The following is a 12,551-nucleotide window of genomic DNA, read 5'->3' on the forward strand; positions in this document are numbered from 1 at the left end:
GGTATGCTATGGAATTTACGCATGTTACATCGGTTTTGCTCGGCCTCGTCATCATTCTAAATATTTTATTTGCCACGATTGTCATATTTTTTGAAAGAAGGGAAGCGAGCACGACCTGGGCTTGGTTATTGGTTTTATATTTTTTGCCTGTAGTCGGTTTTATTTTATATATGCTTTTTGGAACAAGTTTAAGGCACGCACACTTATTCCAATGGGAGGATAAGAAGAAGATCGGGATCGAAGAAATAATTGATAAACAGATGGAAGAGCTTTCAACGAATCGTTTTCCTTTTCGAAATGCTTCTTCGAGTAATTATCGTGACTTGATTTATATGCATCTCCGGAATAATGATGCCGTGCTTACTGAAGATAATCAAGTCGATATTTTTACGGAAGGGAAAAATAAGTTTGACCAGCTTTTTAAAGATATTGAAGCGGCCGAAAACCATATACATATACAATATTACATCATTCAAAGGGACGGCCTGGGTAAACGATTCATTGAAGCTTTGACTAAAAAAGCGAATGAAGGCGTCAAAGTTCGGCTGCTTTATGACGAGCTGGGTTCTAGAGGGATGACGAAACGTTTCTTCAGGGAATTTAGGCAGGCTGGAGGACGAGTGGAGGCATTCTTTCCATCCAAATTAAAATTTATAAATTTACGACTGAATTTCCGTAACCATCGAAAGCTCGTCATCATAGATGGAAAAGTAGGGTATGTTGGAGGATTTAATGTTGGTGATGAATATTTAGGGCTTAATCCAAAATTCGGTTATTGGCGTGATACACACCTGCGAATAAAGGGTTCGGCTGTCAAAGCCATTCAAACACGGTTTATCCTGGATTGGAATCAGGCATCAAAGCATCATGATATAACATATCAGCCTCATTATTTCCCTATTGTAGAGCCTCAAGGCAATATAGATTTGCAAATAGTGACAAGTGGGCCGGATTCTGAATGGGAACAAATTAAAAACGGCTATATTAAATTAATTTCATCAGCAAAGAAATCGATTCTCATTCAAACACCTTACTTCATACCGGATGCAAGTTTATTGGATGCACTCAGGATTGCCAGCTTATCAGGGTTAGATGTAAAAATCATGATTCCGAATAAACCTGATCATCTTTTCGTTTATTGGGCAACAACTTTCAATGCAGGGCAGTTATTGAGAGCGGGAGCTAAGATATACATCTATGATAACGGCTTTATTCATGCGAAGATGATCGTGGTGGACGAAGAGGTCACCTCGGTGGGGACAGCTAACATTGATGTCCGTAGTTTTAAATTGAACTTTGAAGTCAATGCCTTCATTTATGATGAAGGAATGGCCGAAACACTGACAAGGATTTTTTATAAGGATGTCGAAGTATGCAGGCAGCTTACAATTGAAGAGTTTGAAAAGCGTTCAAAGTGGATTCGTTTTAAAGAGTCCATCGCAAGGCTGGTATCACCGATATTATAATTTTTTAAATAAGCGGACCATTCCTACATGATCCGCTCAGACTGTAGACAATCCGGGAAATCGAGTTTGCCTGCAGTTTTTTTATTTAAAAATAGTACGGAGCTTGATTTCAGAAATCCGCTCCCTTTCAGTTGTAGACAATTGTTATTATTTGAGTTTGTAAAAATCGTTGATTTCCCTCTCCAGGATCTCGCTTTCCGCAGGTCCGCCCTCGGCGCCTTTGCGCCTGCGGGGTCTCCTTTGGGCGCGCTTTTCCCGCAGGAGTCTCGCACACCCGCTCCAATCAACTTGCTTTAATTTAGATTGAACTTCTTTTGTCTCAAACTCAATAATTGAGGCTTCCTGCAATTTTAAAACAGGTACGGAGCTTGATTTCATAAAGCAGTAAAAAACCATAAAGTATAACCAAGTCTTATATTAAAATCACGGTTTGTGGTGAGACCATTCCGAACTCCATTTTGGTACAATAGTTAATATCCAGAAAAGGGGGAAAAGCTGTGAAAACGTTTATAATCACAGGAGCTTCAAAAGGTTTAGGTGCTGCCATCGCCAAAGGGTGTTTGCAGACGAGTGATCATTGCATTATAGTTTCCCGTACAGCCCATCCTGAAATGCAGCGGATGGCTGACCGGTCCGGGACGAAACTTACATTTATTTCGCTGGACTTGAATGAAACTGAAAAGTTACCTTCCTTAGTCAATGAGATTCTTGCTGCTGTCGAAGATACAAGTGACATTTATTTCATTAATAATGCAGGTGTCATTGAACCGATAAAACCGGTAGGAAACCTTGGTATAGTAGATTTGGAAACAAGCATGCGGGTGAACTTCATGGCACCCATCGTATTGGCTGATGAATTCATTAAACAGACAAAGGACTGGAACAGAAAGAAGGTAGTGGTCAACATATCTTCAGGAGCAGCAAAAAACCCTTATCATGGCTGGTCGGCCTATTGCAGTACTAAGGCGGGGTTAGAAATGTTCACACGGGTTGCAGGGTTGGAACAGGATAAAACGTCTTTTCCTACGTCTCTCATATCTTTTTCACCAGGTGTAATGGATACTGAGATGCAAGGGACAATCCGGTCAGCAGATGAACGGGACTTTGCCGATCGAGACAAATTTCATGAATATAAAGAGAAGGGCTTATTAAGAAGCCCCGAATTTGTGGCAAATAAACTTTTGCAGCTGCTTGAAGCGGAAGATTTGGAGAATGGGAAGTTCTACGACATTAAGAATTTACTTTGATGTATAAGAGAATATGAATCGAAAAATCAACTGATGGCTTATAGCGTGGGGTTGTCCCTTTGGACAGCCTCTTTTTAAGTGCTCCTTTATTCCATTTAAAATAACGGCTAAAAAACCAGGATATCATCTTGAGGAAATGTGATAATTCGTTCTATCCCATAACCTGAATAACATAAACTTTTTTGGAGGGAGTTTGGAGGGTTTTGAATGACGATCATTATTGTGAAAAAAGGTGACAGCCTTTGGGAAATTGCCTCGAAAAATAAAGTTGTCCCATCGAGGATAATTGAAGTCAACGGATTGGAATCAACAGCTTTGGTTCCTGGTTTGGCATTGTATATACCTAATGAAAAATCGGTGAATCGAAGGTATCTAATTAAAAGTCAGGATACCCTCACTAAAATCGGCAGTCGTTTTGGTACGAGTGCAGCGGCAATCATGGAGGCAAACACAGGAATCTCTGCAAACTCGCTAAAAGTCGGTACGGAAATATTGATACCGTCACCGTACAAAAATCAATTGATTACGCTGGGTTTTGCCTTCCCGACTTCAGGTGGAGTAGTATTTGAAACACTTGAGCAGAATGGTGATAAATTATCCTATTTAGCCATTGTGGCTTATTCGTTTACAAGGGAAGGAAATGCATACGTAGATGGGGATGATCTCCCTCTTATCGCGAAATGCGAACAGACAGGGGTGACCCCGCTTCTGATGATCCGAAACTTTCAAGATGGTGATTTTGATGCTGATTTGGCTGGTGATGTCCTTGCTAGTTCAGAATACAGAACGAATTTAATCAATAGTATGCTGAATTTCGTTAGGGAGAAAGGCTATGGTGGTGTCAGTATGGACATCGAATTCATCCCACCTGCCAGGCGTTCCGATTATGTGCTTTTTTTAAAAGAATTAAAAGAGGGGTTGAACGAACTGATCCTGCATGTGAACGTACATGCAAAAACAGCGGATAATCCTGATAATCGAATTGTAGGCGGGCATGATTATCGGGGTATCGGAGAGGCAGCCGACCTTGTTGCCGTGATGACCATTGACTATGGGTATCCAACTGGACCGCCTGAACCCATTTCCCCACTTTGGTGGATGAGAGAGGTTCTTCGTTATGCTTTGTTGAATATCCCTGAATATAAACTGCAGTCGGCATTTCCTATGTATGGATACGATTGGATAGTACCGAGCCACGAGACGAAAGCTTTATCAGCTCAAAATGCCCAAAATCTTGCCATTGCAACTGGTGCTGAAATAACTTTTGACACCGCAGCGGCTTCACCTTCCTATTCCTATCGAAGAGAGAATTCGAATCATGTCGTTTGGTTTGAAGATATACGATCGATAAGTGCAAAATATGAAATGATTGATGCATTTGAACTGATAGGTGCAACTTATTGGCAGATTGGTTTGGAATTCCCGCAGAATTGGGAGTTTATAAATAATAATATTTGGATTATCAAATAGAATGAATGGGTGCAGGCGGTGAACAGAAGTTATATATTTATTACCATTGTTTGGTTGTACAACTTTTATCAGAAGCAAGCCAATAACACCGAGCAAGATTTTAAAGAGAGGCAATAATGTTCTACGATCCTTGAAATGATAAAAAAGGAGCCTTGTAAAGACCAAGGCTCCTTTTTTATCGTGAATCGAAAGAAATGGATCATCCAGGAAGATTAGATGACTGATTTGATAGTGATTGATCATATTGCTTCGCTTGTAAGTCGTTCCTTTTAAAAGTTGCATAAAGAAAAGCAAGGAATATCAGGGTGGAGGAAAATTGGAACGTTGTTTTGACACTGAATGTTTCCGTTATAAAGCCTAATAGTAAGACAGAGCCGGCAAATGTAAGATTGATGACTGATCCCCAAACGGCATAAATTTTTGCAAGAGTCTTTTCCGTAGCATGGTCTTGGAATAGCTTGGTGTAGATCACTTCCCGGATTTGTTCTGGGAGACCGTACAGGCATGCCAGCAGCAAAGCTAAAGCAGGAATATTGGTAGTTCCAAAAAGCAGGATCAGCAGTGAACTGAGAAATAGCCCGAAAGTGATGAAGAATCCAATATATTTTTCTAGTAACTTGGCAAAACGGATGACGATCAATCCACTGAAAATCATGCCGACAAAGTAGCTTGTGTTAATGTACCCCCACCACTCCTCACCGAGTTGCAGGTTCTGTTCTACATATATATAGATAACGGCAGCCACCCACACGCTTGAAGCTAAAGTAGTAATGAAATCAATGGAAATGAGGGTACGGATAGTTGGGATTTGACGAATCGCCACCCATCCGGATTTAATCGAACCCCAGTTTGACGGAGCAACAGAGTCCGTCATTTGTTCTGGGACTTTGATTCTCACTGTATAGATCGTTGAAACGGCAAAAAACATGACCGTAAGCCAAATGATGAAACTGCTGTTGGTACTTATCAACAAGACGGAACCTAGTGGCCATCCTGCTACAAAGATGGTCTGGGTGATCACATTCAAGAAACCATTCGCTTTCATCCGTTCTTCTTTTGGAACTAATTGAGGAACCAAAGCTGCGCTGACCGGTGCGGCTACTCCATCCAATAATGAAATCAAGGCAATGAAGAAAATGACGGCAACAGAAAAACCATGATTGATATTTGTTATAAAGATTCCTAGGCAAACGAGTAAGATAGTTTTCCACCATTGAGATTGCACTAGGATTCTTTTTAAAGGAAACCTGTCGATGACAAGGGGGGCAAGTAAACTGCTGATAAACCGAAAAATCGTTGTAGTGAACGGAAGCAAACTCAAATAAAAGGCAGATTCCGTCAAGGTATATAATAGTGAAATCAACCCGACTACATAAAATATATCCCCTAGATTCGCAAACGCCTGACCAATCCAAAGGCATCGAAAAGATGTGTTTTTCATGTATACCATCCTTTACGGAAATAATGTTCATGGATATTTAGAATGGTTATTTTTTTTACACTGGATTCACTCCTTAATTCAATAGATTGCATGAGCCGGGTTGGGCTGTTTTTTATAGATGATTTTACCATAATATGAACTTGGGGGTTCTGAAATGCTTGCTGAATATTGAATATGGAATTATACTCCTTAATATATGTAAAAAAGGAGAAAAATTTGATGATTCGACGTTTTGCTTCATATTACCTGCCGCATAAGCGGTTATTCATTATTGATTTCTTCAGTGCAGTGGTCGTGGCTGTTCTTGAACTTGCATTTCCGTTAGCTGTTCAGTGGTTTATTGATACACTGCTGCCTGGCGACGATTGGTCTGCAATTGTTTCGGTAAGTGCCGGTTTGTTCCTGCTTTATATCATTAGTACCTTCTTACAGTTCATCGTAGGGTATTGGGGTCACAAATTAGGTATAAATATCGAGACTGATATGCGTGAGGAATTATTTGAGCATGTGCAGAAACAATCTTTTCGTTTTTTTGATAACACGAAAACCGGCCATATCATGAGCCGCATAACCAATGATCTGTTCGATATTGGTGAACTTGCTCACCATGGTCCCGAAGATTTATTCATTGCCTTCATGACTTTTATAGGTGCATTTTGGATTATGTTGACAATCAATGTGAAACTGGCACTCGTATCGGTTTGTATTTTACCGTTCCTCGTGTTATTGATTGTCATAAGTAATTTGAAGATGAATAATGCGTGGAAGAAAATGTATACAGAGGTTGCGGATGTAAATGCCCGTGTGGAAGATAGCGTCTCTGGAGTGAGGGTTGTACAATCCTTTACTAATGAAACATATGAAATGAAAAGATTTGCTACTAATAATCGCAGATTCCGTAAAGCGAAACTACTAGGATATAAGGTTATGTCCTTTAGCTTATCAGGCATTTACATGATGACGAGGTTTATGACCCTTGCCGTGTTGGTGATTGGAGCTTGGCTAACTTTTCATGGGCAGCTCTCTTATGGGGAACTGGTTGCATTCGTCTTATATGTAAACGTATTATTTAAGCCGATCGACAAAATCAGTGCGTTGATGGAACTCTATCCAAAAGGGATGGCCGGCTTTAAGCGTTTTACGGAACTTCTGGATGTCGCGCCTGATGTCGTGGATAAAAAGGATGCAATTGAGGTGACTACCCTTTTAGGGGATATTTCCTTTAAAGACGTTTCTTTTAACTATGAAGACAAAAAGCCAGTTTTAAAAGGTATTGATCTAACAGTTAAAGCTGGTGAAACCATCGCTTTTGTCGGGCCTTCAGGAGCTGGAAAAACGACCATATGCTCTTTGATCCCACGTTTTTATGATGTTAAGGCCGGTTCAATATCCATTGATGGCATTGATATTCGTGAGATGACGAAAAAGTCATTGCGTTCACAAATTGGGATAGTCCAGCAAGATGTATTCCTTTTCACAGGAACAGTTAAAGAGAACATTGCATACGGAATGCTTGACGCATCGGATGAACAAATTCAAGAAGCCGCAAGGAAAGCCCATTTGGAGACTTTCATTGAAGGACTTCCAGAAGGCTATGAAACTCAAATAGGTGAACGCGGCTTGAAATTATCCGGAGGACAAAAACAACGAATTGCAATAGCAAGGATGTTTTTGAAGAATCCGCCAATATTAATTCTTGATGAGGCAACTTCTGCACTCGATACCGAGACGGAAAGAATCATTCAGCAGGCTCTTACGGAACTAGCTGAAAACAGAACTACGTTAATCATCGCACACCGATTGGCAACCATTCGAAACGCTGACAAGATCGTGGTTGTTACGGAAGAAGGAATTGCTGAAGAAGGCGGTCACGATGACTTACTTAAGCAGGGGGGCATTTTTGCCAATCTGCATCAATTACAATTCCAAAAATGATGAAAAGCTATATGTCTTCAAGGACATATAGCTTTTTTAATATGGTGGAGTTATTTTCATTAAGTGAAATAATTTCAATTTATGAAAAAAATGAAAGTATGAAATAAGGTAGTTCTTTATGGTGACTTATAACTTAATACCTTCGTCTTTACTGTTATAACAATGCATTTTATACAACTGAACTACGATTCCATATTGGGATTTATACAAATGAAGTCACTCCTTCTTTAGTAAGTTCTACGAGGAACAAAAGGGTTGCATCGTGGTAAGCATTTAACCTTCCAGTTGCTCGAGCCGGCTTTCATCTTGGTTGAACCGCTTATTGATTGGGCCATACCACGCTGAATGTCAGTGAAAGTATGCATCTAGCGTACTAACAAACCGAATCACGGGTAATCAAGGTTGGGGAAATATAATAATGTATAGAACCAAATGTAGCAGATATTTACCAGGAAGGACTTGGAGTTGATCCAGGTCTTTTTTGAATTTGGGTGTAATTAAGTGAAGACGGATATGACTTATTATAGTTGATTCGTGTAATGGCTAACTTTTTTTAGCAGATTCTTAATAGAGGAATAAATAAACTCATGTACAATTCCGCAGATGCTACGTTACCGATTCTTCAAGTTATCCATAAAGTAAATATAAGATGTTTTGGTTGTTTGTAATATTATTTAAAAAATATGGAGAGGGTTTGAAGAAGGTTGAAACACCCAATATTTTTACAACCGGTTTTCAAAGAAAAAATATGGGGAGGCACTGCGTTACGAGACAAATTTCATTATAACATTCCTTCACAAAATACTGGTGAATGCTGGGCCATTTCTGCCCATCCAAATGGGCAAAGTGTTGTAAGTGCAGGTAAATTTAAAGGCCTTTCCCTAGGAGAGCTTTGGGGAAAATACCCTGGGATTTTTGGTGGAATGAAACAGGGGGATTTTCCACTTTTAACAAAAATTTTAGATGCGAATAATGATTTATCTATACAAGTCCATCCTAACGATGAAAATGCTAATAACAAGGAAAACGGTGCGCAGGGTAAAACAGAATGCTGGTATATAATCCACTGCGAAGAAGATTCAGAGATTGTACTTGGGCATTATGCAAATACAAAGGAAGAATTAATAAATATGATTGAAAATAAGCAATGGGACCGTTTGCTTAAAAGAGTAAAAATTAAACCGGGTGACTTTTTCTATGTACCAGCTGGGACGATACATTCTCTTGGAAAAGGAATCCTTGTTTTGGAAACACAACAAAGCTCTGACTCCACTTACCGTGTCTATGATTATGACCGTGTCGACAGTAATGGTAACCTTAGAGAATTACATTTGGATAAAGCGATTGATGTAACGATAATTCCTCATGAACTAAAAGAATCAGGCCATATGGTGATAAAGAAAGATGAGGCAACTATAACAAAATTTGTAGATTCAGAGTATTTCTCTGTATATAAATGGGAAGTGAATGGTTTTTTTTCTTATACACAAAACGAAAGGTTTCAATTAGCAAGTGTAATCGAAGGAAATGGTCAAATTAAAACAGCAGAAGGAACATCTTTAATCAAAAAAGGAGACCACTTTATTCTGCCGTTCGATTTAGGGGATTTTGAAATTAAGGGTAATTTAGAGCTAATCGTTTCACACCCATAAGGTTGTAGGGGGAATTGTAGTGAATGGTGTGAAAAGGAAAATATCAATAATAATACCCGAATATCAATAATAACTTAAGAAGGTAAACTATTTTTATTCAAAATATTTAAAAAAACAATTTGTATGTCAAGTGAGTATGTCTGTCATATAGTAATATGTAATATCAACATGATTGGGAAGAAACTCTTTGATTTGCGGAAACATCAGATGCTAATACAATAAAAAGGTGGTAAAAAATGAAAGGAGTCATACTTGCTGGTGGTACAGGGTCTCGTCTAGAGCCATTGACTAAATTTCTGAATAAGCACCTTTTGCCAGTAGGGCCTTACCCGATGATTTATTGGTCAATTTTAAAGTTGAAAGAAGCCGGAATAAATGAAATTTTAATTGTAACTAATAAAAAACATCTTAGTTCCTTTATCGAGTTATTGGGACTTGGGGAAGATCTCCATGTAAACATTCAATTTAAAATACAGAGTAACGAAGGTGCAGGAATAGCAGATGCACTAATGTTAGCTAAAAATTTTATAAATAAAGAAAAATTTATCGTATTACTAGGAGATAATATTTTTGAAGATTCATTATCCCCTTTTGTTCAGTCATTTCAAAAACAGAAAAAGGGTGCAAGGTTACTTTTAAAAGAAGTGGAGGATCTTGCTCGATATGGTGTACCTCATCTAGACAAAACGAATCAAAAAATAAAGTCCATCATTGAAAAACCGAGCAATCCTCCGTCTTCATATTGTGTGACTGGAATCTATATGTTTGATCAAAAGGTTTTTGAATATATTGAAACGATTCATCCTTCACAACGAAATGAATTGGAAATAACCGATGTGAATAATCTATATATTCAAGATGATCAACTGCAATATGATATTTTGCAAGGATGGTGGGTTGATGCAGGTACACATGATTCGCTTTATCAAGCGAATCAATATGTACACGAAAAAATAAAGAAGGAGGGTGCGAAGTGAAACGACACCTCCTCATAACAGGTGGAGCCGGTTTTATTGGATCCAATTTTATATCATATTTAATTGAGAATTCTAATTACTATATAACCAATGTGGACTCTTTAACCTATGCCGGTAATCTTGAGAATATCCAATCATTTGAGAAATCGAATCGCTGTCGAAGTATTCAAGCGGATATTGGTGAAAAAACAGAATTATCCAAGGTATTTGATCAAGATTATTTTGCCATCATTAATTTCGCTGCCGAATCCCATGTAGATCGTAGTATTGAGGATGCATTTCCATTTATTCACACAAATATTATTGGGACATATAACCTATTGCAAGCGGTTATATCTGGAAAAGCTCATAAAATGATTCAAATTTCAACAGATGAAGTATATGGTTCTTTAGAGCCGAATGATTCTCCATTTACTGAAACTACCTCTCTTTCTCCGAATAATCCATATTCAGCAAGTAAAGCTAGTGCGGATTTATTAGTAAGAGCCTACTTCCAAACCCATCAACTGCCGTTAACGGTTACTCGGTGCAGCAATAACTATGGTCCCATGCAGCATACAGAAAAATTCATTCCTAAAGTCATTACGAGAGCCTTAAATAATATAGAAATCCCTTTATATGGCGACGGATTAAACATTCGTGACTGGATATATGTTGAGGATCATTGCCGGGCCATCCATGCTGTTCTTGAAAAGGGATTGGCCGGAGAGGTCTATAATATTGGAGGTTCGGAAGAAAAAACAAATCGAGAAATAATCGACTATATTTTAAAGAAGTTAAGAAAAGATGAAAAACTAATCAAGCATGTAGCGGACCGAAAAGGGCATGATCGCCGATACTCCATGGATTCCTCGAAAATCTCGAGGGAACTAGGTTGGAGGCCAACTATTTCTTTTCATGAAGGGATTGAAAAGACGATCGAATGGTATCGCCAAAACGAACAAAAGAATGGGTGAGAATTTGGATATTGTCATTACGGGTGCCAATGGCCAGTTAGGAAAAGAACTAGAAAGACGGTTAGGTCAATTTCATACTGTGGTAAGTTTAAGTAAAAATGATTTGGACATCTCAGAAAAAGAGGAAGTATATAAAAAAATCACCCAACTTGAGCCGCAAATCATTATTCATGCTGCCGCATTTACTGCCGTGGATCAATGTGAAACGGAGCGTAGTAAAGCCTTTGTAGTAAATAGCCTGGGTACGGGCTATGTTTCGATAGCTGCAAATAAGGTTGGTGCTCGGGTGTTTTATATTAGTTCTGATTATGTGTTTGATGGAAATAAGCAATATCCTTATTTGGAGGAAGATGTTCCAAACCCACAATCAATTTACGGTTTAAGCAAATGGATTGGGGAACAATTCGTACTTTCAATAAATAATGGGACAGTGATACGCACTTCCTGGTTATACGGTCATGACGGAAAGAATTTTGTGAAGACTATGTTGGAACTGGCGAAAAAAAATAAGGAAATAAGAGTTGTAAATGATCAGGTGGGATCCCCTACTTATGTTAATGATCTTGCTGAAACGATTAGTCATTTATTCGATAAGAAAAACGGCATTTATCATGTAAGTAATGCTGGTTCATGCTCTTGGTATATATTTGCAAAAGCGATTTTTGAGGAAGCAGGATTCGATCCATATTTGGTAAAAAACATAACTACTGAAGAATTTGGTGCTTTAGCTCCAAGACCTCATTTTTCAGTCTTGGAAAATAAATCATTGCTTCGAGAAAAGGTTCAAATTCCCCGTCCATGGAACGAAGCATTAAAGGAATTTATTCGAAAAGAGGTCTGTCATGATTGAAGGTGTAAAGGTAAAGAAACTTGTAAAACATTGTGATGACCGTGGCTTTTTTGCAGAGCTTGTCCGTGATGATGAACCTGAATTGTTATCGAGGTTTGGTCAGGCTTCTTGTTCGATGAGTTATCCAGGAGTCATTAAAGCTTTTCATTATCATGAGAAACAGGATGATCTATGGTTTTTTCCTTCAGGAAATGCCCAAGTCGTTCTTTATGATTTGAGGGAAGGTTCTTCTACAAAGGGAGAAACTGATGTGTATTATATGGGTGAGGAAAATCCAATCATGCTACTGATACCAAAAGGCGTTGCACATGGGTATCGTGTTCTCGGGCAAAAACCCGCTACGATTCTTTACTTCACAACTGAGTCATATAATCCGTTAAATCCTGATGAGAAACGGATTAAATGGGATGATTCGGAAATAGGTTTTTCATGGGAGACAGAAAACAAATAATGAGGTCTTTTCAGAAAGAAATTAAAATATATTTGGGGCCGGTTCTATTGTATGTAGCTATTTAGTGGAATCTGGTCTTTTTCTTTGTCTTTTTCAGATTCAATGA

General features: G+C 38.6%; 10 protein-coding genes. 9 read left to right on the forward strand and 1 reads right to left on the reverse strand.

All coding sequences use genetic code 11. The features are described 5' to 3' along the window. Nucleotides 1-8: 8 nt before the first annotated feature. The 3 genes from cls to ACIQ0C_RS04875 all read left to right on the forward strand — a co-directional run bounded on the left by cls (nucleotide 9) and on the right by ACIQ0C_RS04875 (nucleotide 4,183). Entirely contained in the window at nucleotides 9-1,466 is a 1,458-nt protein-coding gene (gene cls / locus ACIQ0C_RS04865) for a cardiolipin synthase (RefSeq protein WP_403057512.1), read from the forward strand. Nucleotides 1,467-1,963: 497 nt separating this feature from the next. Then, on the forward strand, nucleotides 1,964-2,713 hold the full coding sequence (locus ACIQ0C_RS04870) for a (S)-benzoin forming benzil reductase (protein WP_403057515.1): 750 nt from the start codon (nucleotides 1,964-1,966) through the stop codon (nucleotides 2,711-2,713). 207 nt (nucleotides 2,714-2,920) lie between these two features. Continuing rightward, nucleotides 2,921-4,183 (forward strand): glycosyl hydrolase family 18 protein, encoded by a 1,263-nt coding sequence (locus tag ACIQ0C_RS04875; RefSeq protein WP_403057518.1) that lies wholly within the window; start codon nucleotides 2,921-2,923, stop codon nucleotides 4,181-4,183. 199 nt (nucleotides 4,184-4,382) lie between these two features. On the opposite strand, the gene ACIQ0C_RS04880 is transcribed toward ACIQ0C_RS04875, so the two are convergent. After that, nucleotides 4,383-5,624, reverse strand: coding sequence for an MFS transporter (locus ACIQ0C_RS04880; RefSeq protein WP_403057521.1), 1,242 nt, complete (start codon nucleotides 5,622-5,624; stop codon nucleotides 4,383-4,385). 219 nt (nucleotides 5,625-5,843) lie between these two features. Here ACIQ0C_RS04880 and ACIQ0C_RS04885 point away from each other — a divergent pair, with 219 nt between their 5' ends. From ACIQ0C_RS04885 to ACIQ0C_RS04910, 6 genes are all read left to right on the forward strand, one after another. After that, a complete protein-coding gene (locus ACIQ0C_RS04885) occupies nucleotides 5,844-7,559 on the forward strand; it encodes an ABC transporter ATP-binding protein (RefSeq protein ID WP_403057524.1) in 1,716 nt (571 codons plus the stop codon). A 704-nt stretch (nucleotides 7,560-8,263) separates the two neighbouring features. Next, nucleotides 8,264-9,211, forward strand: a complete 948-nt coding sequence (manA, locus tag ACIQ0C_RS04890; protein ID WP_403057527.1) for a mannose-6-phosphate isomerase, class I — start codon at nucleotides 8,264-8,266, stop codon at nucleotides 9,209-9,211. A 236-nt stretch (nucleotides 9,212-9,447) separates the two neighbouring features. Beyond that, nucleotides 9,448-10,188 (forward strand): sugar phosphate nucleotidyltransferase, encoded by a 741-nt coding sequence (locus tag ACIQ0C_RS04895; RefSeq protein WP_403057530.1) that lies wholly within the window; start codon nucleotides 9,448-9,450, stop codon nucleotides 10,186-10,188. Then, the gene (gene rfbB, locus ACIQ0C_RS04900) at nucleotides 10,185-11,144 is read left to right on the forward strand and encodes a dTDP-glucose 4,6-dehydratase (RefSeq protein WP_403057533.1); all 960 of its coding nucleotides are present in this window, start codon (nucleotides 10,185-10,187) and stop codon (nucleotides 11,142-11,144) included. Before ACIQ0C_RS04895 ends, rfbB begins: the two co-directional genes overlap by 4 nt. A 4-nt stretch (nucleotides 11,145-11,148) precedes the next feature. After that, a complete protein-coding gene (gene rfbD / locus ACIQ0C_RS04905) occupies nucleotides 11,149-11,994 on the forward strand; it encodes a dTDP-4-dehydrorhamnose reductase (RefSeq protein ID WP_403057536.1) in 846 nt (281 codons plus the stop codon). Next, nucleotides 11,987-12,445, forward strand: coding sequence for a dTDP-4-dehydrorhamnose 3,5-epimerase family protein (locus ACIQ0C_RS04910; RefSeq protein WP_403057539.1), 459 nt, complete (start codon nucleotides 11,987-11,989; stop codon nucleotides 12,443-12,445). The genes rfbD and ACIQ0C_RS04910 overlap by 8 nt, the downstream gene beginning before the upstream one ends. Nucleotides 12,446-12,551: the final 106 nt, after the last annotated feature.

The organism is Peribacillus sp. NPDC096448, from assembly GCF_044762675.1.
Taxonomy (GTDB): Bacteria; Bacillota; Bacilli; order Bacillales; family DSM-1321; genus Peribacillus; species Peribacillus frigoritolerans_B.